Source organism: Halomonas sp. TG39a, from assembly GCF_000744395.1.
In the GTDB taxonomy this organism is placed as follows: domain Bacteria; phylum Pseudomonadota; class Gammaproteobacteria; order Pseudomonadales; family Halomonadaceae; genus Vreelandella; species Vreelandella ventosae_B.
Genome location: NZ_JQLV01000001.1, coordinates 3607462 through 3633839 on the forward strand (window position 1 = coordinate 3607462; position 26378 = coordinate 3633839).

General features: G+C 51.6%; 24 protein-coding genes. 10 read left to right on the forward strand and 14 right to left on the reverse strand.

From position 1 onward, the window contains the following. Window positions 1-17: 17 nt before the first annotated feature. The 6 genes from U738_RS16215 to U738_RS16240 form a co-directional block, all read right to left on the reverse strand. The gene (locus U738_RS16215; protein WP_035582400.1) at window positions 18-776 is read right to left on the reverse strand and encodes a hypothetical protein; all 759 of its coding nucleotides are present in this window, start codon (window positions 774-776) and stop codon (window positions 18-20) included. A gap of 60 nt (window positions 777-836) precedes the next feature. Further along, the gene (locus U738_RS16220; RefSeq protein ID WP_152561146.1) at window positions 837-1376 is read right to left on the reverse strand and encodes a hypothetical protein; all 540 of its coding nucleotides are present in this window, start codon (window positions 1374-1376) and stop codon (window positions 837-839) included. A 240-nt stretch (window positions 1377-1616) separates the two neighbouring features. Next, complete coding sequence (locus tag U738_RS16225; protein ID WP_022521038.1) at window positions 1617-2447, reverse strand: CsgG/HfaB family protein; 831 nt, start codon at window positions 2445-2447, stop codon at window positions 1617-1619. 49 nt (window positions 2448-2496) lie between these two features. Further along, on the reverse strand, window positions 2497-2913 hold the full coding sequence (locus tag U738_RS16230; protein ID WP_035582403.1) for a curli assembly protein CsgF: 417 nt from the start codon (window positions 2911-2913) through the stop codon (window positions 2497-2499). After that, window positions 2913-3434, reverse strand: coding sequence for a CsgE family curli-type amyloid fiber assembly protein (locus U738_RS16235; RefSeq protein ID WP_035582405.1), 522 nt, complete (start codon window positions 3432-3434; stop codon window positions 2913-2915). The genes U738_RS16230 and U738_RS16235 overlap by 1 nt, the downstream gene beginning before the upstream one ends. Before the next feature lie 24 nt (window positions 3435-3458). Beyond that, window positions 3459-4151 carry a response regulator transcription factor gene (locus U738_RS16240; protein WP_027958498.1) on the reverse strand — a complete coding sequence of 231 codons (693 nt, stop codon included), beginning with the start codon at window positions 4149-4151 and terminating at the stop codon, window positions 3459-3461. A 281-nt stretch (window positions 4152-4432) separates the two neighbouring features. On the opposite strand from U738_RS16240, the gene rdgB reads away from it, so the two are divergent. The 4 genes from rdgB (at window position 4433) to U738_RS16260 (ending at window position 7913) form a co-directional block, all read left to right on the forward strand. Next, window positions 4433-5041, forward strand: coding sequence for an RdgB/HAM1 family non-canonical purine NTP pyrophosphatase (gene rdgB, locus U738_RS16245; RefSeq protein WP_035582406.1), 609 nt, complete (start codon window positions 4433-4435; stop codon window positions 5039-5041). Beyond that, complete coding sequence (hemW, locus tag U738_RS16250) at window positions 5034-6218, forward strand: radical SAM family heme chaperone HemW (protein WP_035582407.1); 1185 nt, start codon at window positions 5034-5036, stop codon at window positions 6216-6218. Before rdgB ends, hemW begins: the two co-directional genes overlap by 8 nt. A 78-nt stretch (window positions 6219-6296) precedes the next feature. After that, window positions 6297-6971 (forward strand): OmpA family protein, encoded by a 675-nt coding sequence (locus tag U738_RS16255; RefSeq protein WP_035582409.1) that lies wholly within the window; start codon window positions 6297-6299, stop codon window positions 6969-6971. A 96-nt stretch (window positions 6972-7067) separates the two neighbouring features. Next, window positions 7068-7913, forward strand: a complete 846-nt coding sequence (locus U738_RS16260; RefSeq protein ID WP_035582412.1) for a 23S rRNA (adenine(2030)-N(6))-methyltransferase RlmJ — start codon at window positions 7068-7070, stop codon at window positions 7911-7913. 20 nt (window positions 7914-7933) lie between these two features. On the opposite strand, the gene mnmE is transcribed toward U738_RS16260, so the two are convergent. The 4 genes from mnmE to rpmH form a co-directional block, all read right to left on the reverse strand. Continuing rightward, the gene (gene mnmE, locus U738_RS16265) at window positions 7934-9304 is read right to left on the reverse strand and encodes a tRNA uridine-5-carboxymethylaminomethyl(34) synthesis GTPase MnmE (protein ID WP_035582414.1); all 1371 of its coding nucleotides are present in this window, start codon (window positions 9302-9304) and stop codon (window positions 7934-7936) included. A 126-nt stretch (window positions 9305-9430) separates the two neighbouring features. Further along, complete coding sequence (yidC, locus tag U738_RS16270; protein WP_035582416.1) at window positions 9431-11119, reverse strand: membrane protein insertase YidC; 1689 nt, start codon at window positions 11117-11119, stop codon at window positions 9431-9433. A gap of 121 nt (window positions 11120-11240) precedes the next feature. Beyond that, window positions 11241-11633 (reverse strand): ribonuclease P protein component, encoded by a 393-nt coding sequence (gene rnpA, locus U738_RS16275; protein WP_081899120.1) that lies wholly within the window; start codon window positions 11631-11633, stop codon window positions 11241-11243. 13 nt (window positions 11634-11646) lie between these two features. Continuing rightward, window positions 11647-11781, reverse strand: coding sequence for a 50S ribosomal protein L34 (gene rpmH, locus U738_RS16280; protein WP_008959105.1), 135 nt, complete (start codon window positions 11779-11781; stop codon window positions 11647-11649). 534 nt (window positions 11782-12315) lie between these two features. Between rpmH and dnaA the strand changes: the two genes are divergently transcribed. The 4 genes from dnaA to gyrB all read left to right on the forward strand — a co-directional run bounded on the left by dnaA (window position 12316) and on the right by gyrB (window position 18686). Continuing rightward, entirely contained in the window at window positions 12316-13782 is a 1467-nt protein-coding gene (dnaA, locus tag U738_RS16285) for a chromosomal replication initiator protein DnaA (RefSeq protein WP_035582418.1), read from the forward strand. Window positions 13783-13842: 60 nt separating this feature from the next. Then, a complete protein-coding gene (gene dnaN / locus U738_RS16290; RefSeq protein ID WP_035582420.1) occupies window positions 13843-14946 on the forward strand; it encodes a DNA polymerase III subunit beta in 1104 nt (367 codons plus the stop codon). A 119-nt stretch (window positions 14947-15065) separates the two neighbouring features. Beyond that, window positions 15066-16169, forward strand: coding sequence for a DNA replication/repair protein RecF (gene recF / locus U738_RS16295; RefSeq protein WP_035582423.1), 1104 nt, complete (start codon window positions 15066-15068; stop codon window positions 16167-16169). A 96-nt stretch (window positions 16170-16265) separates the two neighbouring features. Continuing rightward, window positions 16266-18686 carry a DNA topoisomerase (ATP-hydrolyzing) subunit B gene (gene gyrB, locus U738_RS16300; RefSeq protein ID WP_035582426.1) on the forward strand — a complete coding sequence of 807 codons (2421 nt, stop codon included), beginning with the start codon at window positions 16266-16268 and terminating at the stop codon, window positions 18684-18686. Between the two features lie 212 nt (window positions 18687-18898). Here gyrB and gmhB read toward each other — a convergent pair whose 3' ends face one another. The 3 genes from gmhB to glyQ form a co-directional block, all read right to left on the reverse strand. Continuing rightward, window positions 18899-19450: a D-glycero-beta-D-manno-heptose 1,7-bisphosphate 7-phosphatase gene (gene gmhB / locus U738_RS16305; protein ID WP_035582428.1), complete on the reverse strand. Its 552-nt coding sequence runs from the start codon at window positions 19448-19450 to the stop codon at window positions 18899-18901. Window positions 19451-19593: 143 nt separating this feature from the next. Next, the gene (gene glyS / locus U738_RS16310) at window positions 19594-21660 is read right to left on the reverse strand and encodes a glycine--tRNA ligase subunit beta (protein WP_035582429.1); all 2067 of its coding nucleotides are present in this window, start codon (window positions 21658-21660) and stop codon (window positions 19594-19596) included. Then, the gene (gene glyQ, locus U738_RS16315) at window positions 21660-22631 is read right to left on the reverse strand and encodes a glycine--tRNA ligase subunit alpha (protein WP_035582432.1); all 972 of its coding nucleotides are present in this window, start codon (window positions 22629-22631) and stop codon (window positions 21660-21662) included. Before glyQ ends, glyS begins: the two co-directional genes overlap by 1 nt. Window positions 22632-22740: 109 nt before the next feature. Between glyQ and rfaD the strand changes: the two genes are divergently transcribed. Together rfaD and waaF are read left to right on the forward strand one after the other, a co-directional pair. Continuing rightward, window positions 22741-23697, forward strand: coding sequence for an ADP-glyceromanno-heptose 6-epimerase (gene rfaD, locus U738_RS16320; protein ID WP_035582434.1), 957 nt, complete (start codon window positions 22741-22743; stop codon window positions 23695-23697). Continuing rightward, window positions 23690-24733, forward strand: a complete 1044-nt coding sequence (gene waaF / locus U738_RS16325) for a lipopolysaccharide heptosyltransferase II (protein ID WP_035582436.1) — start codon at window positions 23690-23692, stop codon at window positions 24731-24733. The genes rfaD and waaF overlap by 8 nt, the downstream gene beginning before the upstream one ends. On the opposite strand, the gene U738_RS16330 is transcribed toward waaF, so the two are convergent. After that, window positions 24723-26345 carry a sulfatase-like hydrolase/transferase gene (locus tag U738_RS16330; RefSeq protein WP_050714233.1) on the reverse strand — a complete coding sequence of 541 codons (1623 nt, stop codon included), beginning with the start codon at window positions 26343-26345 and terminating at the stop codon, window positions 24723-24725. The two genes, waaF and U738_RS16330, sit on opposite strands and share 11 nt — an antisense overlap. Between the last annotated feature and the right edge of the window lie 33 nt (window positions 26346-26378).

The following is a 26378-nucleotide window of genomic DNA, read 5'->3' on the forward strand; positions in this document are numbered from 1 at the left end:
TGCTTGTACTCAGTGAGTTACCACTGAGTGGAGATAGCAGAGTTGCCGTTGCCATATTGCAGATGTGTTGCTGATGCGGCACTCGCATTTTGACGGATAGTAGATACGTTCTCCATACCATACTGACCCACAGTAGCCACATGGCCATCGTCTTCTTGATAAATGTAAGATGCGCTTAGGTCAGCATTGAGCTGGATTACATTCGCCTCGTTGTCATATCCGTTTTGGCTTACTAAACTCCAGGTTTCATCGGTGCTAAATGCTTGGTAAACATCAGCTGAGTTGCCATCACCAGTTTGCTCAATGATAGAGTCGCTGAAATTGGAGTTCTTTACTTGCAGCACTTTAGCGCTATTGTTATGGCCTTCTTGAGAAATATAAGAATCATTTAACTCCCCTCTTAATTGGGTGACAGATGCATCATTGCCAGTACCAATTTGGTAAACAATTGATTCATGCTGTGCACCGGTTTGGTATACCGACGAAGTGTTATCATCACCCACCTGTCCAACACGTGAGTATTGTTGGCTACCGCCTTGGGTAGTTTCAGCTGCGTTATCATTACCAGCTTGAACGATTAATGAGGTACGTGTCTGATCACGGTCAAACCCATTTAATCCAGAGCGAATATCCAATTGCGCATCGAACACGGGCTCAGTCGTAGTGTTCGCATTAGGCGTTGTAGTTGAGTCTTGGTAGTCTCGTGGATCAGCAGAAGCTGAGAACGCGCTGACTAGAGCAATGGCGGCAGCGATAGTAGTAATTTGAGTTTTCATGGTGTTTCCCCTTGGTTTCGATCTACTTGCTTTGGTTTTAACTGAGAAGCTGGATGCGACTCAGTTGGTATCGATAGTGACCGGCCGCGCATAGCCCGAATAATTTTGTTGTTCGACACTTATGCTGCGAAGGCCACTGCCCGATTGAGAAAGAGCAATATCACTATTTTGTCCAAATTGAGTTACTTGCGCTTTAATTTCAAATTGGCCGCCAGTTTGACTTATATTCGCGACGTGATTTGAACCTACCTGTTTCACTAAACCAATGTTAGCGCCATTATTTTGAGAAATACTGGCTTGATTGTTATATCCATTTTGATAGATATAGGCGATGTTACCCATTTGATAACTCGCTGAGCGAGACTGTGTAACATTAGCTTGGTTGTCATTGCCATTTTGACTAATAATGCTAACGTTACTTTTTAATAGATTGTTATGGTATGTACCTGCTGCATATTGAGTTATTCGTGCGTTTTCTTCAGACAAACGTGTAAAGTCATTACCAGCGGCTAATAAGGTGGAAGCGTTGGTTAAAGAAATAGCGGCCACTAACGCAGTAAAATAGATTCGCATGTGCTTATGGTAACTGAACGTTTTCATATTTTGCCTTTTGAAACTTTTCGTATCAGTTTGTATTCATGCGTTGAGTTTGGCTTGTTTTTAGAAATTAACCATAGCGAATTTTTTTGAGATGACTATTGTTTTTTTAACAATTATTAAAACAATAATAACTATTAAAATCGCCATAAGAGAATTAGTTTTTTAGTCACTTTAGGTATTGCTTACGTATGCAACGGCCACTTTTAATGTGGCCGTTGTTACTTTTTTATATAAGAAATATTAAAGCATGGGTGTTGGGGAATTTAGGTAGTCATTAAGTACAGTATCTTGAATATTCGTACCTGGTGCGAGGTTCCACAGTCGGTTTTCAACGCCTCTGGCGATAAGATGAATAACCGCCGACTCAATCGCTGACATGACCGCCAACTGTACAGGCTCATTCGTGGTAAGACCTACTTCGGCCTCTAGCAAACGACGAAAATCAATAAAACGATAGACACCCGCTCGCATCTCTTTCGAGTAGATCGTTTTCGTTGTGGTTACGTTAGCCAGTACTTCGCCGGTGGATATTTCAACCGCGCGTAAATTGACCGTTACCTGGTCAACTTGGTACTGCCCTGAAGCACCAATACCAAAATACTCAGCGCCAGCGCCGCCAGTGCGCACGTTGGATTCGTAGGCGATAATACCGCCTTCCAGCATCACCGAGGCAGCACGCAGCGATGGCAACGTATCGGGCTGGCCAAAGCGTTCAAATTCAGCGCGTATAATGCGTCTTTCGGTAAGCAGGTTTTGTAAACCGACACGCTCAAGCGGTATAAACCAGCCTGAATCCGCCAGCGCACCGGTCAGCATTGCTGCCGCACCTTGGGTGACAGCGGTTGAAAAAGTACTTGCAGGCGCAGGGCGGTATTGGCCTGTTTGATCGCGAAAGTCATAAACAGACACAAAAATTTGCCCAGCTGTGGGGGGGAGTGAAATTAAATCTTGGTAGGTAGCTCCACGGGGGGTAAGCGTTGCGTCTGCACCTTCTAAATTTTCCGATGTAGCGACCATGCCGGCGCAGCCGCTTAGTAAACTAGCGACGATAAGTGATGCGATAATTTTCATGGTGTTCCCCTGAGATGACGAAAAATATTTTGTGAGTTATTTTTTTGTTTTAAGGGTTGAACAGGCCACCCACGCTTATTTCGGTTACATCCCCTGTTAACTTATCGACTACCCTCACTACTAATTGTCCGCCATTGTCGCTAACCACCACGCCGAACTCATCACTATCAAAACTTCCTTCGCTAACATCGCCCGAACTGACATCCGCTATTAATTGAGAGATGAGCCGACTCTCTAAACTTTGTAGTAATCTTTCGGTAGCGGAAGTGGGCGTTGCTCGGCTATTTCTGGAATCGGTATTTGTATCCTGCGCTTGAGCTTTGCCTAATAGATAGCTGCCCACAAAGGGATCACCCCCAAACGATGGGTTCAGTGGCTTGTATATCAAATCACCCGCTTGAACTGTTGCGGATAGCACCAAGGCCAATCCCATTACGACTAAGCCATTTCTGTTTATGGGTTGCATTAGAAAATCTCCTCTTTTCCCAAGTCTTTGTCGGAAGACACCGCTGCGGATATTTGCCGTTCAATCAGTGCTCTTTCGACGGTCTGCACGGCTTCCCCAGCCGCCCTATCGGCTTCATTTATTCTTGGGGAGAGCTGTGTGCGGAAATACATACGATTGCCTTCCATTACCCATATTTGGCTACCCCAGCGGGCATCTGGGCGCTCTTTAATGGTGATGGTGGCATTGCCAATAATCAGGTTATCCATCGCCCGTTGGCTAAAGGCACGATAAAAGGTTTTACCGGCCATGGTGATCGTGCGGTCTACCATGACGCCAGTCAGCTCACTTCCCCCGTTAGCGTTGCCGCGCACTTCAGGCCCATCAGGGCTTGAGAGCTGATTAATCGCGTCGATGGCCGCTTGTTCGTTAGCGGGCAACGCTTCGTCCGAAGGAACTGGCTCGTTGGCCAGTACTAAAGACGACATGATCCACATCGCTATGGTTAAAGAGCCGATGGTCAAACGGCGTATTGATGGCATGACAGCTACCCTTGCGTTTTGGCTTTAACGGTGGCGTTGCAGGCTACGCGCGGTTTCAATATTGGGCAGAATTGGCCCCAAGTTTTGATGAATCCAGTTGAGGGCCTGAATGCGGTTGTGGACGTTAATTTTGCGAAAAATGTTGTAAAGGTGAGACTTAACGGTGTGTTCACTAACAAACAGCTTTTCGGCAATTTGTTGATTAGAAGAGCCTGCACTAAGCAGTGAAATAATCTCCATCTCCCTGTTAGTCAGTCCACAGGCTGGGCGGAAAGCATTACTTTGGTATTTGCGATAAAACAGAATCAAACGCGCCATTAAATCTCGTGACATCCACAGCTCCCCTTCAAGCAGCGAGTGGATGCCTTTACAAATTACCTCAAGGCTTTCATTGCGATAAAAAACGCCTTTTAACTGAGCGCACGAAAGTGCTTCAAGGGCGTGATCCATATCATGAATATTGAAGGCCGCTAGGGGAGTTTTAGTTAACGTGTCGGGTAACTTATCTTGCCACTCTGGCAGTGCATCAATGCCAATATGATCGCTGTCAATGAGAATCAGCAAGTTGCCCGATGCGGAAATAGGTAACGCTGTATGAGGAGAATGGATACTAATTTGACAGCCGGTGTGTTTGTTCAAGTACTCAGCGAACAACTGAACCTGGGGACTTTTTTCGGTAACGACATACACCGTTCCGGTAGACTTTTCCTGCGACATTGGGTGGCCCTCGTGGAAAGAAAGAGTGAGCAGGTAACCACTGAAGTGTTGACCATAAGATACGTTTCGTAAAGTTTTGTTATTAAATATATGGTAAAAATATTTTTCATCCCTTCAAAATTTTCATTAATATTAAAAATATTGTTATTTAACAAATGTTTATTGTTATTTAAGTAATAAATTAATTACCTAATCATTAGATACGTTATGTAACATTTTGATGGCTTTTGATACCAGCAGTGAGCGCGTAAACTGCAGCTCTACTGTTTGGAGTGCGTACTATGGCCGCCGTCAATACCCTTGTTCTTGCCAGTGGCAACACAGGAAAATTAAGAGAATTCAACCAATTACTTTCACCTTTGGGGTTCGATGTGCGCCCACAGGCAGATTTTGGCGTCACTGATGTGGAAGAAACGGGGCTCACCTTCGTTGAAAATGCGCTATTAAAAGCGCGTGAAGCGAGTCGCGTCAGTGGATTACCGGCATTAGCTGACGATTCTGGGCTTGAAGTGGACGCACTGAACGGAGCGCCCGGTATCTATTCCGCTCGGTATGGCGGTGAGCCCAGAAGCGATGAGAAAAACAATCAGACGCTGTTAGCCGCATTAAGCGACTGTGCTGAGGGGCAACGTAGTGGCCGTTACTGGTGCGTGCTGGTTTATTTGCGCCACCCGAAAGATCCGGTGCCGGTCATTGTGCAACGCAGTTGGGAAGGCGAGATTCTAGCTCATCCTCGGGGTAAGGAGGGATTTGGCTATGATCCGCTTTTTTGGTTACCCGATCAGGGCATGAGCGTTGCCGAGCTACCCAGCGAAAGTAAAAATCGCCTTAGCCATCGTGGACGTGCGCTGCAAGGCTTGGTGGAGCTACTGAAGGTGGCACATGGCTGATACGCTGCCGCCGCTATCTCTCTATATCCACACGCCGTGGTGTGTACGTAAATGCCCGTACTGTGATTTCAATTCTCATGAGCCGGGGACGCACGGTTTTACGCCACGGGATTTACCTGAAGCCGCTTATCTTGATGCGTTGTTACAAGACCTGGATGGAGATCTTGCCTTATCGGCTGGGCGAGAAATCCAGACTATCTTTATAGGCGGTGGGACACCTAGCTTGCTCTCGCCCGCGTTTTATGACCAATTATTGAAAGCGATCAAAGCCCGGTTACCCTTTGCGAATGATATAGAAATTACCTTAGAAGCGAATCCAGGTACCACTGAGCAAGCGCGTTTTATTGGTTACCGCAACGCGGGCATTAACCGTCTCTCTTTGGGGATTCAAAGTTTTCAGCCTGCACAGCTGCATGCCCTGGGGCGTATTCATAGCGGAGATGAAGCGATCACTGCGGTAGCGCAAGCACGCCAGGCGGGATTTACCAATATCAACATTGACCTTATGCACGGTTTGCCCGGCCAAACGCCTCAGTTAGCGATGGATGATATTGCCCAAGCGCTGGCATTAGCGCCTGAACACCTCTCTTGGTATCAGTTGACCCTTGAGCCGAATACGGCCTTTCACTCCCACCCACCCACGTTGCCTGAAGAAGAGGCACTTTGGGATATCCAGGACAATGGTCATCAACTCCTGGAAGATGCCGGGTTCATGCGTTATGAAATTTCGGCTTACGCCCGTGTTGATCATCAGAGTAGGCATAACCTTAACTACTGGCAGTTTGGTGACTACCTGGGGATTGGCGCTGGTGCCCATGGCAAGCTTAGCCGTATTGACTCAAATGGGGAGTGGCACATTGAACGGCGCTGGAAAACTCGCCAGCCAGACGCCTATCTAAAGCGCGTAGATGATCTGCGTGGCTTTATAGCCGGTAAACAGCCGATAAAATCGGATGAGCTACCGTTGGAGTTTGCCATGAACGCTTTACGGCTCACCGACGGGGTGTCGCTTGAGACATGGAGTGCTAACTCCGGTGAAGCGCCTGCAATGTTACTCACGCATTTACAATCTGCCGAGAAAAAAGGACTTTTGATGCAAATGCCTGAAAAACTGCGTGCATCGCCTCAAGGTCTATTATTCTTGAATGAGTTGCTAGCTTTGATCAGCGATGATTGACCAGCAATCTACAGAAATTCTTTTTTCTGAAATAACAGACTTGAACCATCAAGCTTGACGACTTACAAGGAGTGAGTGATGCGTATTTCTCGACTACTGACACCGTTGGCGGCTGCTATTCTACTGGCCGGTTGCGCTACATCGGATCCTTACGGTGGCCAAACGCAGCGCTCTAGCACCGCTATGGGCACCGGGATTGGTGCCGCCGTGGGGGCTGCTGCAGGTGCTCTGTCTGGTGATGGCAGCACCAGCCGCCGTGACCGTGCACTAATTGGTGCTGCCGTGGGCGCAGCAGCGGGTGCTGGCATTGGTGTCTATATGGATCGCCAAGAGCAGCAACTGCGAGACAACCTGCAAGGTTCACGCATTGAAATTGACCGCCGTGGCGACGATATTGTGCTCAACATGCCCAGCGGCGTGACCTTTGGCTTTGATTCTGCCGATCTTACCAGCGAAGCACGCAGCTCTCTTAACGAAGTCGCTAATGTACTCACCGAGTACCAAGACACTCGCGTCAATATTGCCGGCCACACCGATAGCACCGGGGATGCGAGCTATAACCAGCGATTGTCTGAGCGTCGTGCTCAATCCGTGGGTAACTACTTAACCCAAAATGGAGTTTCATCTTCGCGACTTAACACCTCTGGGTATGGCGCCACTCAGCCAGTCGCCAGCAACGATAATGAACAGGGACGCGCTCAGAACCGCCGGGTAGAAATTACCCTAACCCCCACTGGCAATGGCCAAGGTTAAGATTCGCGCTAAAGCTAACTAATCTGGCTATTGCTGCTCAAAGCCCGCTATGCTCATGTAGCGGGCTTTTTTTCATTCATTTGCCGATGAGTTTCCATGCTGTCTTATCAACATGCTTATCATGCCGGTAATTTTGCCGATGTACATAAACATCTAACGCTTTACGCGGTGATTGATTACTTATTACGTAAAAAAACAGCTATTACATATGTCGATACTCATGCGGGGCGAGGCCTCTATCCTCTGAATGCTCAAGAGACTCAGCGCTTGCAAGAGTATCGACAGGGTGTATGGCCGCTCTGGCAAGCCCACACGGGGTTTAGTGACGGGCTGCTAAGCGGGTGGCAAGCAGTGCTAACAAGCGCTCAACCTACGCCAGAGACACTGACCCACTACCCAGGGTCTCCCTGGTGGCTCAGTCATTCATTGCGTGAGCAGGATCATCTGCGGCTATTTGAACTGCATCCCGGTGAGCATGAGCAGCTAAGTGGTCAAGGGTTATCGCCTCAAGCGCAGCGCGTGTTTGGCGATGGGCTGATGGGGCTAATGGGGATGCTGCCCGTTACATCGCCGCGGCTATGTGTCCTGATCGACCCCAGTTACGAGCGGAAAGTGGAGTATCAGGAAGTTGCCGAGACAGTGGCTTATACGCTGGAGAAAGCGCGCCACGGAGTGGTATTGATTTGGTATCCGCTGTTGCCAGCCGGCCATCATCACACCTTATTAACCAGCCTCAAAGAGAGCGGAATACGTAAGATATGGCGCAGCGAGTTGCTGTTGCGTGAACCTGGAGAGCAGGCTCACGGCATGTTCGGTAGCGGTATGCTGGTGGTTAATCCGCCATGGGGGTTGGATCAACGTTTGGCAACTGCGATGGCGGAGATTTGTCCACTGCTTGGCGCCGATAGCCGCTACCAGGCGGATTGGTGGGTGGGGGAGTAGAGAGATATTGAGCCGCTCTATTATTTACCGATACAAAAACTGCCAAAGATCTCACCCAATAAATCATCGGCACTGAATTCGCCGGTGATCTCGCCTAAAGCCTGTTGTGCGTCGCGTAAATCCTCCGCGAGCAGTTCGCCCGCGCCATAGCCGTCGAGCTGAGCACGACCGGTATCAAGGGCTGCCATGGCGCGATCTAGGGCGTCCAGATGCCGTCGGCGGGCTGAGAAGCGGCCCTCAGTGGTGGTGGCAAAGCCCATCACGTCTTTCAGGTGAGTTTTTAAGTTATCCACACCCACCCCGGTTTTGGCGGATAAGCGTAGCGTTGGCGGAGTTGTGGATAAATCAATGCCCGCCGGTTCGGCACTGGTATCGATTTTATTCCGCACCAGGGTTAAACGTGCCTGGTCAGGCAAGCGAGCAACGAACTCTGGCCAGATGGCCATCGGGTCGGTGGAGGCAGTGGTGCTGGCATCTACCAGTAGCAGTACCCGATCGGCTTTCTCTATCTCGGCCCATGCCCGGGCGACACCTATTTTCTCAACTGCATCGGGCGTATCGCGCAGCCCAGCAGTATCGATAATATGCAGCGGCATACCGTCGATATGGATATGTTCGCGGAGTACATCCCGGGTCGTGCCAGCGATATCCGTGACAATGGCGGTATCTTGTTCGGTCAGCGCATTAAGCAGGCTCGACTTACCCGCATTAGGTCTTCCTGCGATGACCACGCTCATCCCTTCACGAAGCAGTGCGCCTTGGCCTGCGGCCTGGCGTACGTCACTCAGCGCTTGCTGGACGCTGCTTAAATGCTGAGCCACATGGCCGTCGGCTAGAAAGTCGATCTCCTCTTCGGGGAAGTCGATTGCCGCTTCTACGTAGACGCGTAGTTCGATCAGCCGCTCCACCAGCGCAGAGACGCGCTTCGAGAATTCGCCCTGTAATGAGCGTACGGCGTTTTCTGCTGCTGAGCGTGAGGTGGCATCGATGAGATCGGCAATTGCTTCCGCCTGGGCCAGGTCGAGCTTATCGTTTAAAAACGCCCGCTCGGAAAACTCCCCTGGCCGTGCCAAACGGGCACCCAGAGCCACACAGCGCTCCAGCAGCATGTCCATGATAATCGGGCCGCCATGCCCCTGGAGTTCCAGTACGTCTTCACCGGTAAACGAGTGAGGGCCATTAAAGAACAGCGCGATACCTTCATCAATGCTGCCTTCAGTGCCCTGAAAAGGGCCGTAGTGAGCGAATCGCGGGTTAGGGCAGTGCCCAACCATGGCTTCAGCGATCTCGCGGCAGGCAGGGCCTGAAACGCGTATAATGCCTACCCCGCCGCGCCCAGGAGGGGTTGCCAGTGCCGTAATGGTGTCAGGGGTGTAAAGGCGTTCGGCCATGGTGAATCTCTTTGTTAATTGGCTGAAGTATCAGTTGAATAGTCGTCATAGTGTGAGTTTGTCGACCTTAAAACGCCAGACCCCCGCACAGGGCGGGGGTCTGAAGGTGTTACTCAAACGGCGGACTTATTTGGTTTTCATGCCTTTGCCGATGCTTGGGTCGTTTTCGATTTTGCGCGTAATGTAGTACTGCTGCGCCACCGAAATGATGTTGTTAACCACCCAGTAGATAACCAGACCCGCTGGGAACCACAGGAAGAAGAACGTAAAGATGATGGGTAGCATCTTCATGATCTTCGCCTGCATAGGATCGGGAGGCGTCGGGTTGAGCATCTGCTGAACGAACATCGAAATGCCCATCAGAATCGGCAGAATGAAGTAGGGATCCTTCACCGATAGATCCTGAATCCAGAAAATAAACGGTGCGTGGCGAAGTTCAACCGACTCCAGCAGCATCCAGTAGAGCGCGATGAAAACGGGCATCTGGATCACAATAGGCAAACAGCCCCCCAGTGGATTAATCTTCTCCTTCTGGTAGAACTTCATCATCTCTTGGGACATTTTTTGCCGATCGTCGCCATACATCTCTTTCAGGCGCTGCATTTCCGGGCCGAGTTTACGCATCCGACCCATGGATTTGTAAGCTTTGGCGGAAAGCGGGAAAAGCACCGTCTTGACCAGTACGGTCAATAGGACAATCGACCAACCCCAGTTGCCGACGATTTCATGGATGTGATCCAGCAGCCAAAACAGCGGGTTAGCAATGAACCATAACCAACCGTAATCAACGGTTAAGCGCAGATTGGGAGCGACCTGCTCCAGGTAATCCTGCACTTTTGGCCCCATATAGAGGGTAGCGCCCAGCGTCGCTTCACTATCGGCTGCAACCGTACTTGTGGGGCCAGCAAAGGCGACGACGTTACGGTTACTGGAGTCTGTGGTGACGTAGTAAAGATTTTGTTGATCCTGCTGGGGCGCCCACGCTGACACAAAGTAGTGTTGAATAATCGCTATCCAGCCACCTTGTGCTTCACGATTTTCAAAGTTGCTACCTTGAATATCTTCAAAGTCGATCTTCTCATAGCGCGCATCAGGCGTTGAGTAAGCGGCGCCCAAATAGGATTTCATCCCCATCGAGACACCGCTTGACGGATCAGGGCTATTGTCGCGTGCCAACTGGCCAATAAAGCGCGCGCTGACGGGTGCGTCGGTATTATTGGCCAGGTAGTGATTGACGTTGACCGCATAGCTACCGCGCTCAAAAGTAAGCCGTTTAATGACCTCTACGCCGTTAACATCGGCGGTTAGGTCAACGCTTAGCTCGTCATCATTATCGCCTAAACGATACTCGGAGTTTTCTGGCGTAAAGGTGATACGACTGGCTTGACCGTCGAGCTGGAGGCCGGAACGAGCCACGTAGCTGCGGCTGCTATTATCGGACAGCAGGACATAGTTACGGTCTGAATCGAGGGATAGTTTGTGCTGCGGTAACGCTGCATAAACAATATCGCCCCCGTGTGGATCAATGCGTACATCGAGAACATCGGTTGTAACCGCAATGAAGTCGCGGCTTGACGTCTCGCTTTCGGTATCAGGGATACCTTCATCAACGGCGTTTTGCGGTGATGACGTGCTCGGAACCGCTAAGCCGCCCTCTTGATCTTCACCATTGCTAGGAGACGCTGAATTGCTGCGTTGGGTTGTTTCAGGCACTGAATCGTAATTCGGTTGCCCGTAATCCTGATTCCACTGGACGACTAGCAAGTAGGCGAGTACGGCTAGTGGAATCAGTAATAAAAGTCGTTTTACGTCCATGAGGGTTCTGCCCGCTGGGTGGTGAACATGCTAATGGCGCAGTGTCATTTACTCGACTCTTGACACACGAAAGCCTGCCAGTTGGCAGGCCGAGGTCGAGCGGCGAGAGGTGCACCAAAGGTCACGTGTCACGCTTAGGCGTTGGTGCTGCGATCACCGCCTGTGCGTCACGCTGAAGTCGCTTCCACATGCCGTATAACTGGCGATGCAAGGTGTCGTTGTCGATATCCTGAACGCCGCGTCGAGCAAGCACCACTATATCCACAGAGGGTAAGTGATGTTGACGAAGGCGAACGGATTCTCGAACCAGACGCTTGAAACGGTTGCGATCTACGGCGCGTTTAACATTTTTTTTGCTGACCACCAGTCCAAGGCGGGGATGTCCCCGAGTACTCAAGCGGACTAACGCCATCATACCTTTGCCATGCACTTTCAGGTCGGCTTGCTCAAACACGTGACTAAAATCCCCAGCATTTAGTAACCGTAATTGCCGGGGAAAGCCTTGCTGCGGCACACGCAATCCGAGATCAGGCGCTCAGACGCTTGCGGCCCTTGGCACGGCGACGTGCGAGGACGGCGCGACCGTTTTTGGTTGCCATACGAGCACGGAAGCCATGCGCGCGCTTGCGCTTGAGAACGCTAGGTTGAAAAGTGCGTTTCATAACTCGTTATTCCCACGTGGTTTAGGACGGAAAGTGAATTCCAAAAAGCCCGGTCCAGTGAGGAACTAGCCGGGGAGATTCAATTCAAGACCGGAAATTGTAGAGACTTCCTCTGCTGGGTGCAATTTTTCCTTGCATAAAAAGCCTTATCACACCACCTACAGCTTGTTCGATACAGCCAGGGTAGCCATCAATGAAGTCACTATTATTACTAATAGGTAGTTCTAAACCTGTTGTTATTAATAGTGGGGATACTATTTGTGGATAAGTAGTTTTATTGATGATTTTTCAATAGGATATAACAATAAAAAATCTGTGTGTAAGTCCCGTATAAGCGGTCAACAAGGTGTTGGTTAGATGTGATTAAGCGTTGTGTAAGGTGTATTTTTAACGATTATCCCCATCCCTCCACAAGGTTTTCCCATAGGCTCATTGCAAGTTGTCCACAGGCCAATATTGAGGGTGAAACCCGTGTGGATAACCGCGGCTTTGGGCGCTACAATGGTCGGCCGTTTTCAACCGATGGTGAGATGAGTGTCACTGACGCTTTGGCAACAGTGCCTGGACAACCTGCAGGATGAGCTGAATTCACAGCAGTTCAATACCTGGATACGCCCGCTGCAGGCAGAAGAAGGAGAGTCCAACGAGCTGCGCTTATTGGCGCCGAATCGCTTTGTGCGCGATTGGGTGAGCGATAAGTATGCCAAGCGGATTAGTGAGCTGATGCGTGAACTCGCACCGGCCAAGCCACCTAAAGTCAGCCTGACGGTGGGAAGTCGCCGCTTGGCAACCCAGGCCCCTCAGCACCGTGATTTGGGCAATCCTGTATCGGCTTCACCTTCGCGACCAGCATCGCCTGCGGTACACACACCGCCACGCGGTGATATTGCCGATGAGCGCGAAATAGATAGGCTGCGCGATGAGGCGCCGAGTCGGCGTAATAACGAACGTCAGGTACAGGTAGAGGGTAGCTTGAAGCATGGCAGTGGGCTAAACCCTAATTTTACTTTCGATACGTTCGTGGAAGGTAAATCGAACCAATTGGCCCGGGCTGCCTCCCGCCAGGTCTCTGAAAACCCTGGCGGCGCCTATAACCCTTTGTTTTTATACGGTGGTGTAGGTCTTGGTAAAACCCACTTAATGCATGCGGTAGGGAATGCTTTGGCAACTCGGCGTGAAAATGCCCGGGTGGTGTACTTGCATTCAGAGCGGTTTGTCGCCGATATGGTCAAAGCGCTACAGCTTAATGCGATAAACGATTTTAAGCGTTTTTATCGTAGTGTCGACGCGTTACTCATTGATGATATTCAGTTCTTTGCTGGAAAAGAGCGTTCGCAAGAAGAGTTTTTTCATACGTTCAATGCGCTCTTGGAGGGGGGGCAACAAATGATCCTCACCTCTGATCGCTATCCAAAAGAGATCAGTGGGGTAGAGGAGCGTCTTAAATCACGCTTTGGTTGGGGCCTCACGGTAGCGATTGAACCGCCGGAGCTTGAAACCCGCGTGGCTATCTTGATGAAAAAGGCCGACCAAGCTAAGGTCGATTTACCTCACGACGCGGCGTTCTTTATTGCTCAGAAAATTCGCTCCAACGTGCGCGAATTGGAAGGCGCATTGAAAAAAGTCATCGCTGATTCGCACTTCATGGGTAAAACCATTACCCAAGACTTTATTCGTGAATCGCTGAAAGACCTGTTAGCGCTTCAGGATAAGCAGGTAGGGGTTGATAATATTCAGCGCACGGTGGCCGAATATTACAAGATCAAGGTGGCGGATCTGCTTTCCAAGCGCCGCTCACGCTCAGTTGCTCGGCCTCGTCAGGTGGCGATGGCGCTTGCTAAGGAGCTAACCAATCACAGCTTGCCGGAGATTGGCGATGCCTTTGGCGGACGTGACCATACAACGGTCTTGCACGCTTGCCGAAAAGTGAAATCATTGCAGGAAGAGAGCGCGGATATTCGTGAGGACTACAAGAATTTACTGCGCCTGTTGACCAGTTAATCATCCCATGGAACGGGCCTGTTACGCGCAGGTCTTTCAGGATATAGAACCGGAGTATTGATGAAATTTTCGATTTCCCGAGAGGCGCTGCTACGTCCGCTGACTCTGGTCGCTGGTGTAGTTGAGCGTCGCCAAACGCTACCTGTACTGTCTAATGTGCTGATTCAAGTAGAGGGTGACCAAGTGTCGCTCACTGGCACTGATTTAGAAGTTGAGCTTGTTGGCCGCACTGTGGCCAGCCAAGTCGATGAGGCGGGATCTGCCACAGTCCCTGCGCGTAAGCTGATGGATATTTGTAAATCGCTGCCCGATCAGTCTGATATTCAACTTGCCGTTGAAGAGGGGCGCGCAGTACTCCGCAGTGGTCGTTCACGTTTTACCCTATCGACGCTCCCTGTTGCTGAGTTTCCCAATATCGAAGATGCGGATGGCAGCCAGGAGATTAGCGTACCCCGCGGTACGCTAAAGCATTTGATTGAAGCCACCTCGTTTGCCATGGCACAGCAGGATGTGCGTTATTACCTCAACGGTATGCTGCTGGAAATTCAAAGCAACCTGTTACGCACCGTAGCAACGGATGGCCACCGTTTGGCGATGTGTTCACGTCCAATCGAAGTCACCGTCAGCCAATCTCAAAAGCTGATTGTGCCGCGTAAGGGTATTTTAGAACTGTCGCGCTTGTTGGACGATAGCGATGAGCCTGTCAGCCTAACGCTCGGTTCTAGCCATGTGCGTGCCCATACAGGTGATTTTACCTTCACCTCAAAGCTTATCGACGGTAAATTCCCTGACTATGAGCGTGTAGTGCCGCGCAATGGCGACAAAGTATTGATCGCCGAACGCGCAGCACTTCGCCAAGTGCTTTCACGTACAGCTATCCTTTCTAATGAGAAGTACCGTGGTGTACGCCTTTATCTTGAGGAGAATAACCTCAAAGTAATGGCCAACAACCCGGAGCAGGAAGAAGCCGAGGAGAATATCGCCGTCGAGTATAATGGCGGGGCGATGGAGGTTGGTTTTAATGTTGGCTACTTGGTTGATGTGCTGACAGTGCTTAATGAAGATCGCGTGCAGATTACCTTGGCTGACCCGAATAGTAGTGCGTTGCTTGAAGAGCCCGGTGGCGGTGATGCACTCTATGTCGTTATGCCGATGCGCCTGTAATTTTTTGGTGCTTAGTATTATATTTTCAGGCCACGTTAGCGGCGCTTCTGGTAACAGAGCGCCGCTAACACGTTTGAATACTGCCTTTTTCCGAGGATGTTTTAAGTGGTGATAATAGGATGAGCCTGACACTGCTTAATTTCCATGCGTTGCGTAATCTCCAGCCAGTTGAGATTCGCCCCTCTTCGCGTATCAATGTTATTAGTGGTGCTAATGGCAGTGGAAAAACCAGCCTGTTAGAAGGGGTGCATATTTTGGGTATGGGGCGCTCTTTCAGAACGCGTCAATTAAAGAACGCGATCCAAAAAGATGAGCCGTATATGACGCTTTACGGGCGTTTAAGCGGTGAGCCTGAGGTTACCCTGGGCGTGCGCCGTTTACGTGCCCAGAGAGAGCTAGAGCTACGTTTAAAGGGGGATAAAAATGCTCGTCTGGCGGAGTTGGTAGAGGCGATGCCGCTACAGTTAATTAACCCAGATGCTTTCCGATTGCTTGAGGGCTCTCCTGCTGGTCGTCGTGAGTTTCTCGACTGGGGGGTGTTTCACGTGAAACATGATTTTTTAGTCATCTGGAAGCGCTCCCGGCGTGCGTTGAAACATCGGAATGCACTGCTCAGGCGTGGTAGAATACAACCTCAAGAAATGGCGGTGTGGGAGCAAGAGCTAGCCACGTGGGGCGAACAGATGGATACATTGCGTCGCGCTTGGTTTAGTGACTTTCTGCCTGTCTTTGAAGAGACGCTTAAAGTGTTACTCCCTTTGCCGGGTTTGTCGCTCCATTACGCCAGAGGTTGGGATAAAGATCGATCGCTTGCGTCGGTGTTAAACGACAGTCGGCTAACCGATCAGCAGATGGGTTTTACTCAACAAGGCCCACAGCGTGCTGACTTACGTATTAGGATAAACAAGCAGCCTGCGGTAGAAGTACTTTCCAGAGGCCAGCAAAAATTAGTGGTGAGCGCTTTAAAACTCGCCCAAGGCCGGTTTCTGGAAAGAACAGCACAGCGGCACTGTATTTACCTTATCGATGATTTGCCAGCGGAACTAGACGAGCATAATCGTCATCAGTTTTGTGGATTACTCGAAGATATGCAGTGCCAAGCATTTATTACCAGTGTCGAACCTTCCGCGTTGAGAAATACATGGCGGCCTGAGACCGAAGTTAAGATGTTTCACGTGAAACATACCGAGCAGGGTCTCAGCCATTTAGAGCCAACCTGCTAGCGCTGATTAGTTAGAACGGTGTCAGGTTTAGCCGGTTAAATTGGCGTAGAAGGGGTGACAATACGGGATGAGACAGACTTCACGACGGAGTGGTCAATGAGCGAGCAGGCTTACGATTCATCAAGCATTAAGGTGCTCAAGGGACTGGACGCGGTACGTAAGCGACCAGGAATGTATATTGGTGACACCGACGACGGTACTGGGCTGCACCACATGGTCTTCGAATTGGTGGATAACTCCATCGACGAGGCGTTGGCAGGGCATTGCAGCGAAATTCGCGTTGTCATTCACCCGGATGAGTCGGTCACCGTTAGCGATAACGGCCGTGGCGTTCCCACCGAGCTTCATGAAGGGGAGGGGGTTTCCGCTGCTGAAGTTATCATGACGGTTCTGCACGCAGGCGGTAAATTCGACGATAACTCCTACAAGGTTTCCGGTGGGTTGCACGGCGTCGGTGTTTCCGTTGTCAATGCGCTTTCCGCGGAACTGCGCTTAACGATTTGGCGACAGGGGGAAGTGTTTGAGCAGATGTATCGCCACGGTGTTCCCCAGGCGCCATTGGGCGTTGTGGGTAAAACCGAAAAAAGCGGTACCCGTGTTCATTTCCGTCCTTCTCCAGAAACCTTTGGTAATATCGAATTCCATTTTGATATTTTAGCCAAGCGACTGCGGGAACTCTCCTTTTTGAATTCCGGCGTGGCTATTCGGCTGCTGGATGAGCGCAGCGGTAAAGAGGAACTGTTCCACTACGAAGGCGGTTTGCGCGCCTTTGTTGATCACCTGAATACCAATAAGAGTGTGATTAATCCGGTATTCCACTTTAACGCTGTGCGTGAAGATGGCGTTGAAGTAGAGGTGGCGATGCAGTGGAGCGAAGCCTTCACCGAAAATATTTTCTGCTACACCAATAATATTCCGCAGCGAGATGGTGGCGCGCACTTGGCTGGTTTTCGTGCCGGTCTTACCCGCACGCTCAATAACTATATTGAAGCTGAAAACCTGCTCAAAAAGGCCAAGGTCAATACCACCGGTGATGACGCCCGTGAAGGCTTGACCGCAATTATTTCGGTCAAAGTGCCGGATCCCAAGTTTTCGTCTCAAACCAAGGATAAGCTGGTCTCCAGCGAAGTGAAGACCGCGGTTGAGCAGGAGATGAGCCGTCTGTTTTCCGAGTATCTTGTTGAAAAGCCTAACGAAGCCAAGGCGATCGTTAATAAGATGCTGGATGCAGCGCGTGCTCGTGAGGCCGCTCGTAAAGCGCGGGATATGACCCGCCGCAAAGGCGCGTTGGATATTGCTGGTTTGCCAGGTAAGTTAGCGGATTGCCAAGAGAAAGACCCAAGCCAGTCAGAGTTATACCTGGTGGAGGGTGACTCAGCAGGTGGCAGTGCCAAGCAGGGGCGTGACCGTCGTACTCAGGCTATTCTTCCGCTTAAGGGTAAAATCCTGAACGTTGAGAAAGCGCGTTTCGATAAAATGCTCTCCTCTGCAGAAGTGGGCACGCTGATCACTGCGCTTGGTTGCGGTATCGGCCGGGAAGAGTTTAACCCCGATAAGCTGCGCTACCACTCGGTCATTATAATGACCGATGCCGATGTCGACGGCTCGCACATTCGCACGCTGCTGTTGACGTTCTTCTTCCGTCAAATGCCGGAACTAATAGAGCGTGGTCATATCTTCATCGCTCAGCCGCCGCTATATAAAATCAAGCGCGGTAAGCAAGAACTCTATCTGAAAGATGAGCAGGCGATGGTGGATTACTTAACCACCACAGCCTTAGATGGCGCAGGCCTGCATGTAAACGCCAACGCACCCGGTATTTCAGGTTCACAGCTTGAAGCGCTGGTGAATCAGTACCGCAACGTAATGAAGCGGATTGATCGTTTGTCGCGGGTTTATCCCAATGAAGTGCTTAAGCAAATCATTCATGCCTCTGCGCTCAAAGGCGAGGAGAGTTTGAAAGACCGTGTGACCATGGAGAATTGGATAGCCGAGCTGCAGAAGATCATGGACGATATGGTGGCTTATGAAGGCGGGCCGCGCTATCACTTCCATCTTCAAGAAGATTCAGAGCGCGGGCTGTTCTTACCTACGGTATCGCTGGTTGCTCACGGGGTCACGACTGAATATATGTGGGGTCTCGATTTCTTTGAAAGCGCAGACTACCGTGGCATTGCTGAACTGGGCGAAACCCTGGATGGCTTCCTGGAAGAGGGCGCTTTTATTGCCCGTGGCGAGCGTCAGAAGCCGGTATCTCACTTCTCGGAAGTGCTGGCGTGGCTAATGCAGGAAGGCCAGCGGGGTCTGTCCGTACAGCGCTATAAGGGTCTGGGTGAAATGAACCCGGATCAGCTTTGGGACACCACTATGGATCCCGATAGCCGCCGTATGCTGCGGGTAACGATCGAAGACGCCGTGGGTGCCGACATGATGTTCAACACCCTGATGGGTGACGACGTTGAGCCCCGCCGTGACTTTATTGAAACCAATGCGCTGGTGGCGAATCTAGATGTGTAAGATGGATTGCGTTCGTTAAGCTGTTTCACGTGAAACATTGCCTTAACGAGCCTAACCTCGACATTACTTAATGTCACTACGAAAGCGCCGCTATGGAATCCATAGCGGCGCTTTTTAATGCTTGATAGTTAGGAAGAGTTGTGGGGGAGAGTTGTCTTTCAGCCGAAGCTTCTCATATAAGAAGAGCGATAAGACTCTCCACTTTATACCGGTTATCTATTCATTAACCACTCAACAAATTGCGCTAAATCATCGAAGATCTCAGCCTTTTCAAGACCGGTGCCTTTTTGTTCAGTTTTAAGCCCTTTTCCGGTTCTTACCAGCGCCGTTTTGCAACCTATGGCTTCGCCCGCCTGTAGGTCCCGCAGGCTATCACCAACCATCCAACTCCCTGTTAAATCTTCTAGCCCTAGTACCTGCTGGATCTGTAGCAGCATCCCAGGCAGCGGTTTACGGCATTGGCACTTGTCATCTGGACCATGCGGGCAGAAAGCAATATGGGCGATACGCCCGCCTTCAGCCTCAACCAGCGCATTTAAGTGATTGTGCATGGCATGGAGCGTTTCTTCACTATAATAACCGCGGGCAATACCCGACTGATTAGTCGCTACAGCAACGCTGTATCCCGCACGGGTAAGGTTGGCAATGGCGGTGATTGAAGTGGGGTAGGGCACCCACTCATCAAGGGATTTAATGTAGTTATCGGAATCATGGTTGATAACGCCATCACGATCCAAAATAACCAGCTTTGCAGCTTTTAGCATAGCAACCCTATATCCTGAAATAACGTCAGACTATATTAGCTGACCAGAGATGAATGTTTCACGTGAAACGCGTCTTTCCGTGGATCGTAAAAAAGCCCAGCAGCTAAGGCTGTTGGGCTTGAATGGGAGTAAAAACGGGATAGCTACTGAGGAAGCAGTGAAATATCTGCCACTTCCAAAAACAGCGCTTGAAGGCTAGCTAGTAACGCTAGTCGATTACGCTGAATAGACGGATCGTCCGCCATCACCATTACTTGCTCAAAGAAGGCATCCACTGGATCGCGTAATGTGGCAAGTGCGTCGAGCGCTTGCTGATAGTCACCCGCAGCAAATAGCGGTGCAACCTGCGCCTGACTACCCGTTACAGCATCGTACAGCGCTCGCTCGGCATCTTCCTGGAGCAAGTTTTGATCGACATGGGTGCTGCCATCATGGGCTTGTTTGCTCAAAATGTTTGAGACCCGCTTATTAGCTGCCGCTAACGCTGCGGCTTCATCACGCTGGGCAAAGGCCTTAACCGCGCGCAGGCGGCGAGCGAAGTCGAGCGGGTTAGTCACCGGGCGTGCACGCACGGCAAGGTACATTTCAGCGCTGATGCCCTCTTCCTGGCCCCAGGCGCGGAAGCGATCAAGCATATAGGTCAGCACATCCTCAACTAGCCCATCGGCTTTAGGGAGGCCTTGGTGTTGTTCTGCGGCAACGGTGAGTAGCTCACGCAGGTCAAGATTGAGCTCACCTTTAACCAAAATATTAAGCACGCCAATAGAGGCGCGACGTAGAGCGAAAGGATCTTTTGCACCGGTAGGGCGCTGGCCAATCCCGAAGATACCTACCAGGGTATCCAAGCGGTCAGCCAGGGCCAACGCCTTGCCTGTACTGCTGTGGGGAATCGCATCGGTCGCAAAGCGCGGCAGGTACTGCTCTTCAAGCGCCTGGGCAACCTCCGCTGGCTCGCCATCCTGCTGGGCGTAGTAGCGGCCCATAATGCCCTGAAGTTCAGGGAATTCGAGCACCATCTCCGTTACGAGGTCACATTTGGCAAGCGCCACGGCGCGCTGGGCGTGAGCCACGTCTCCATTGATGCGCTCGGCAATAAAGGTCGCAATAGCGGTACTGCGGCGAGCTTTATCCGCCAGGGTGCCCAACTGCTGTTGGAAAACAACGCTCTCTAACTGGGGGATGCGTGAAGCCAGCGTGCGCTTACGGTCGGTGTCGTAGAAAAACGCTGCATCGGCCAAGCGTGGGCGAATGACTTTTTCGTTACCGGCAATGACTTGATCAGGGTCAGCGCTGTCGATATTGGCAATGGTGATAAACAGTGGTTTCAGCTTGCCAGCGTCATCCAGCAGGTGAAAGTATTTCTGGTTAGCCTTCATTGAGGAGATCAAGCACTCGGCGGGCACTTCCAGAAAGCGCTCATCGAAGCTACCGGTCAGTGCTACCGGCCATTCAACCAAGCCGCTCACTTCTACCAGAAGGTCTTCGTCGATAACCGCATTAGCCTCCTGCACTTCAGCCTCTGCTAACACCTGTTCACGGATACGCTCACGCCGTTGCTCCCGATCCACTAACACATAGGCATTTTCCAGCGTAGCCACATACTCATCGGCGTGGGCCAGCTGGATAGCATCAGGCGCGTGGAAACGGTGGCCGTAGGTGGTGCAGCTCGCCTCTAGGCCAAGCGCCTCAGCGGCAACGACGTCGCTACCGTAAAGCGCCACCAGCCAGTGCACCGGGCGTGAAAACTCAACACGGGAAGCGCCCCAGCGCATGTTTTTGGGGACGGGGAGGGTAGCGATGGTTTTGCGGATAATCTCGGGCAGCAGTGCTTGAATAGTTTCACCCTGCTGCTGTTCACGAAAACCTAGCCAAGTGCCTTTATCGGTTTCTAAATGAATCAGCTCGTCTACGCTCACCCCGCAAGAACGGGCAAAGCCCTCCGCTGCTTTAGTGGCTACGCCGTCTTTAAAGGCAGCCGCTAACGCCGGGCCACGGCGCTCCACGTCACGGTCGGGCTGTTTATCGGCCAGTTCTCGCACTTGTACCGCTAAACGCCGTGGGGTCGCAAAAGCGCTAACGCTGGCAAAGGGCACGTCGGCTTCTTGCAGGCCTTTTGCGATGCCTGCGGCAAACGCATCAGAAAGCGCGTCCAGGGCCGTGGGCGGTAACTCTTCAGCACCCAGTTCTAGTAAAAGCGTATTAACAGCCATTAGTCGTCTCCCTGATCGGCGAGTAGCTCTTGTAACAGTTCTCGGCGAAGTGTTTCTGGCGCCATGGGGAAACCTTCGGCCTTACGAGACTCAAAGTATGCAGTGGCGACGTCTCGCGCCATTGTGCGAACGCGTAAAATAAAACGCTGACGCTCGGTGACCGAAATAGCGTGACGGGCGTCTAACAAGTTGAACGTGTGCGATGCCTTCAGGACTTGTTCGTAAGCTGGTAGCGGTAGGCTGGCGGCGAGTAGTTTGCCGCACTCTTGTTCCTGGTGATCAAAGTTAGCAAACAGCTGGTCGACATCAGCGTGCTCAAAATTGTAGGCGGACTGTTCGCGCTCGTTTTGCAGGTAGACATCGCCGTAGGTAACTTTGCTGCCATCGGGGGCAATGGCCCAGACGAGGTCGTAAACGCTATCGACGTCCTGCAGGTACATGGCGATACGCTCAAGCCCATAGGTCAGTTCGCCGGTGACCGGGTAGCATTCTATGCCCCCGGCTTGCTGAAAGTAGGTAAACTGGGTGACTTCCATGCCGTTTAACCAAATTTCCCAGCCCAGGCCCCAGGCGCCCAGGGTAGGGGATTCCCAGTTATCTTCGACAAAGCGTACATCGTGAATCAGCGGATCAAGGCCAAGCCGCTTAAGCGAGCCCAGATAGAGATCCTGCAGATTGCTTGGCGATGGCTTCATCACTACCTGAAATTGATAGTAGTGCTGAAGGCGATTAGGGTTCTCGCCATAGCGGCCGTCAGTAGGACGGCGGGAAGGCTGTACATAGGCAGCATTCCAGGTTTCGGGGCCAATCGCCCGCAGGAAAGTAGCGGGGTGGAAAGTGCCCGCGCCGACTTCCATATCGAGCGGCTGAAGGATGACACAGCCCTGTTCTACCCAGTACTGCTGCAGAGCAAGGATCAAGCCTTGAAAGGTCGACACATCGGGTGTCGATTGGTTTGTCGAGACACTCATCGCGGAAAGCACCGTTGGCCATGAATTCATAAGGCGTCAAGTATACAATCCTAGGCAGATGGGTTATAGGCAAGTATGCCAACAAGCCGCTTTAGGTAAGGAGAACAGCATGATTGTGGTAACAGGCGGTGCCGGTTTTATCGGGGCCAACATAGTTAAAGCATTGAACGCCCGCGGTCGAAACGATGTGATGGTGGTCGACGATCTTCGCGATGGCACCAAATTTATCAATTTAGCCGATTGCACACTGGCGGATTATCTCGATAAAGATGATTTCCTCACCAGGGTAAAAGTTGCGCTAAAAGGCGAAAGCGTTGACCTGCCCAAGATAGATGCGATTTTCCACGAGGGCGCCTGTTCGGATACCACCGAGTGGGATGGTCACTACATGATGGAAAATAACTTTGAGTACTCCAAAGTGCTGCTTAATTACTGCGAGCAGCAGGGCATCCCCTTCTTATACGCCTCGTCAGCCGCTACCTATGGCGGCAGCGAGGTGTTTAAAGAGGTGCCCGAGTGTGAAAAACCGCTTAACGTATACGGCTACTCAAAGCTGCTGTTTGATCAGCACGTGCGCTCGCGCTGGAGCGAGTTAACCACCCAGGTGGTGGGGTTTCGTTACTTTAATGTCTACGGCCCCCGTGAACAGCATAAGGGCAAAATGGCCAGCGTGGCCTATCACAATCATCTGCAAATTCGTAATGGCGAAACGCTCAAGCTGTTTGGCGGTTATGACGGCTACGAGGCAGGCATGCAGAGTCGCGACTTTGTTTATGTGGGCGATGTAATCGATGTGAACCTATGGTTTTTAGATCATCCTGACAAGTCAGGTATCTTCAATCTTGGCACCGGTGGTGCTGAGCCTTTTAAAGCGATTGGCGAGGCGGTTATCGACTTTTACGGTAAAGGTGAGATCGACTACATTGCCTTCCCCGAAGAACTGAAAGGTCGCTATCAGAGCTATACCCGTGCTGATATTGGCCAGCTACGCGAGAGTGGCTGCGATGTTGAGTTTAAAACCGTTGCTCAAGGGGTGAAGGCCTACCTGGAGTGGCTAAATGGCTAACTCAGCTCGGCGTCTGCTGGTGATTGGTCCTTCCTGGGTGGGTGATATGGTAATGGCACAAAGCCTGTTTATGACCTTAAAAGCCCGCCAGCCAGACGCAACGATTGGCGTGGTTGCGCCCCAGTGGTCACAGCCTATTTTAGAGCGTATGCCTGAAGTCGATGAAGTGCTGCCGCTGGCAGTGGGCCACGGCGAATTTGGCTTGGCCAGTCGCCGCGAACTGGCCAACCGTTTGCGTGGCCGTTTTGACCGAGCCATTGTCTTGCCACGCTCTTGGAAGGCAGCGCTGGTGCCCTTTATGGCGCGCATTCCTGAACGCATAGGCTTTTTAGGCGAACACCGCTATGGGCTTCTCAAGGAGCGCCGCAAACTCGATAAACAGGTGCTGGATCAAACGGTAAAGCGCTTTGTATCGCTCGGCCTGCCTCTGGAAGAAGCGGCTAGCGGCGCCTTTGCGCTGCCCAAACCGAGACTGCAGATTGACCGTGATAACTTGGTCAATTTGCGGCTAACTCACTCGCTTTCTTCGCGCACGGCGATTGGTATGATGCCGGGCGCTGAATACGGTCCCGCCAAGCAGTGGCCGGTCAGCTACTTTCACAGCTTAGCCAAACGGCTGGTGGAAGAGGGTTTTGAAGTACGCGTACTCGGTGGGGCAAAGGATCATCCGGCGGGAGAGGAGATCACTCAGGGACTTTCCCATGCCCATAACCTGTGCGGTAAAACGCAGTTGGCCGATGCGGTTGATCTGCTGGCAGATTGTCGCCAGGTAGTCACCAATGACTCGGGATTAATGCATGTGGCCGCAGCGGTGGGCGTTCGTATCCACGCGCTATACGGCTCCTCATCACCCGCCTACACGCCGCCCCTGACCGATAACGCGGTCATCCACTACCTGGCACTCTCCTGCTCTCCCTGTTTTCAGCGTACCTGCCCGTTAGGGCATACCAATTGCCTTAATCAGCTCAGCGTTGAGCAAGTTTATCAACAGATTCACGCGGCTCATCAGTGGGAGAGCGTCATCGTTAATGGGTGAGCTCAACTTCGTCTGCCTCGTCAGCAGGCGTCTCTAGGGTTTGCTCTTGAGGGGGTTGTTGAGAAGGCTCATCGGGATCATCGCGCCGCTGAGGGGAGATGCCCTCCCAAAGGCGGTGTTGAAGCGCCGTTTCTTCCCGCAAGCGCTCATTAAGCACTTCAATGCCATGCGCCTCTACCAGCGTGCGATTACTGCTGAACAGCGAAGTACCCAGTCCGGCGCGGTCACGCTCTAAAGGAAAGCCCAGCGCATCTAATAATGTGGGGAAAACATCCAGCATGGTAGCGTCGCGGCGAATACGCTGGGGCTCAATACCGTTACCCAGCATAATCAGCGTGTTGTCGCGGTCTAATGCGGTCAATTGATCCCACACTGAAACCCGCATCGTCAGATGATCGCTGAGTATGACCACTAAGGTATTGTCGAGCAGGCCCTCTGTCCTTAAACGCTCAATCAAATCTCGGGCAAGCCATGTCGCACACTCCACCGAGTATAGAATATCCTGCCCATCGAATTCACCCTGCCGTTCCACGCAAGACTGAGAGGGATAGCCATTGGGCGCATGGCCTGCCAAGTTCAGACTAACCACGCCCCAGGGGCCATTATCCCGTTTATCTAGACGCCTGATTTCATCAGCGGTGATGTCGTATAAGGTGTCGTCATACAGTCCCCAGCTATTCACATACTCAGGATCCTCTAGCAGGGGCTCTAACTCTTCACGTCCTTTCACCGTATTGAATTGGTGGCCGCGGTAGAACAGCCCTTTACCTGCGAACTGCGAGCTAGCACCGCCTAAATAGCTCAGTTGGTAGCCCTGTTCAGCCAGGATGTCACCAAGGCAGTCGACACCAGGAACGACCTTAGACAGGGGATCAAACTGGCTGTCGTGAAGGAGGCCTGCGGGCATTAACGGTACACCGCACTGGCTGGCGATCATGCCGGCCATGGTCCAGCCCGTGTTATCCATTTGGCGCACGCCTTCAAAGACGGCACCTTGTTCACCCAATGCATCGAGGTCGGCGTAGGCATCGCCAAATAGCTCGTTGGCGTAGGTGCGTTCAATGCTTTCCAAATACAGGATGAGTAAGTTAGGGGCGTTCCTTAGCTCCTCAGCGGGGGGCGGCTTGTAGCGACGGTCCAGCCAGGCGCCGTCATCGGTGACTATCGAGGCGCTGCGTTGGCCTAGGCCATAAAGCAGCGGGTTGCTAGCCAGTAACAAAATAGCGAAAAAACGCTCGGCTAACCGCCAGCGTTGGTCGTGGCGTGATAGCCATGTCACGGCAGCCAGCACGCCGATCATTATCAGCGTATAGAGCACCGCGATAAGCATTTTGCCTGCGCCACCATGTTCGGCCATGCCTGCCTGGAGGTGAAAAAAAACCGCCCCTAGATCGACAATGCCAAAGCTATCTGCCAGATAAACGTAAACGCCCCACAGACTTAATGGTAGCAGCGACCAGGGCCACATTTTGCGATAACGAGCGTTGGCAGGCCGACCCCAGCGTAGCTTAAGCCCCACACCAATCCATGCCGTCGCTACAAAAAATAGCGTCCACCATGGCAGGCGGGTCATTACCGTGACGGTATAACCCAGGCAGAGGCCGATGAGCATCAATGCAATGGTGGCCAGCCTAGCGGTATCCAA

Coding starts and splice junctions, on each gene's coding strand:
- U738_RS16215 (WP_035582400.1), bottom strand. CDS start 776: ATGAAAACTCAAATTACTACTATCGCTGCCGCCATTGCTCTAGTCAGC.
- U738_RS16220 (WP_152561146.1), bottom strand. CDS start 1,376: ATGAAAACGTTCAGTTACCATAAGCACATGCGAATCTATTTTACTGCG.
- U738_RS16225 (WP_022521038.1), bottom strand. CDS start 2,447: ATGAAAATTATCGCATCACTTATCGTCGCTAGTTTACTAAGCGGCTGC.
- U738_RS16230 (WP_035582403.1), bottom strand. CDS start 2,913: ATGCAACCCATAAACAGAAATGGCTTAGTCGTAATGGGATTGGCCTTG.
- U738_RS16235 (WP_035582405.1), bottom strand. CDS start 3,434: ATGCCATCAATACGCCGTTTGACCATCGGCTCTTTAACCATAGCGATG.
- U738_RS16240 (WP_027958498.1), bottom strand. CDS start 4,151: ATGTCGCAGGAAAAGTCTACCGGAACGGTGTATGTCGTTACCGAAAAA.
- rdgB (WP_035582406.1), top strand. CDS start 4,433: ATGGCCGCCGTCAATACCCTTGTTCTTGCCAGTGGCAACACAGGAAAA.
- hemW (WP_035582407.1), top strand. CDS start 5,034: ATGGCTGATACGCTGCCGCCGCTATCTCTCTATATCCACACGCCGTGG.
- U738_RS16255 (WP_035582409.1), top strand. CDS start 6,297: ATGCGTATTTCTCGACTACTGACACCGTTGGCGGCTGCTATTCTACTG.
- U738_RS16260 (WP_035582412.1), top strand. CDS start 7,068: ATGCTGTCTTATCAACATGCTTATCATGCCGGTAATTTTGCCGATGTA.
- mnmE (WP_035582414.1), bottom strand. CDS start 9,304: ATGGCCGAACGCCTTTACACCCCTGACACCATTACGGCACTGGCAACC.
- yidC (WP_035582416.1), bottom strand. CDS start 11,119: ATGGACGTAAAACGACTTTTATTACTGATTCCACTAGCCGTACTCGCC.
- rpmH (WP_008959105.1), bottom strand. CDS start 11,781: ATGAAACGCACTTTTCAACCTAGCGTTCTCAAGCGCAAGCGCGCGCAT.
- dnaN (WP_035582420.1), top strand. CDS start 13,843: ATGAAATTTTCGATTTCCCGAGAGGCGCTGCTACGTCCGCTGACTCTG.
- recF (WP_035582423.1), top strand. CDS start 15,066: ATGAGCCTGACACTGCTTAATTTCCATGCGTTGCGTAATCTCCAGCCA.
- gyrB (WP_035582426.1), top strand. CDS start 16,266: ATGAGCGAGCAGGCTTACGATTCATCAAGCATTAAGGTGCTCAAGGGA.
- gmhB (WP_035582428.1), bottom strand. CDS start 19,450: ATGCTAAAAGCTGCAAAGCTGGTTATTTTGGATCGTGATGGCGTTATC.
- glyS (WP_035582429.1), bottom strand. CDS start 21,660: ATGGCTGTTAATACGCTTTTACTAGAACTGGGTGCTGAAGAGTTACCG.
- glyQ (WP_035582432.1), bottom strand. CDS start 22,631: ATGAGTGTCTCGACAAACCAATCGACACCCGATGTGTCGACCTTTCAA.
- rfaD (WP_035582434.1), top strand. CDS start 22,741: ATGATTGTGGTAACAGGCGGTGCCGGTTTTATCGGGGCCAACATAGTT.
- waaF (WP_035582436.1), top strand. CDS start 23,690: ATGGCTAACTCAGCTCGGCGTCTGCTGGTGATTGGTCCTTCCTGGGTG.
- U738_RS16330 (WP_050714233.1), bottom strand. CDS start 26,345: ATGCTCATCGGCCTCTGCCTGGGTTATACCGTCACGGTAATGACCCGC.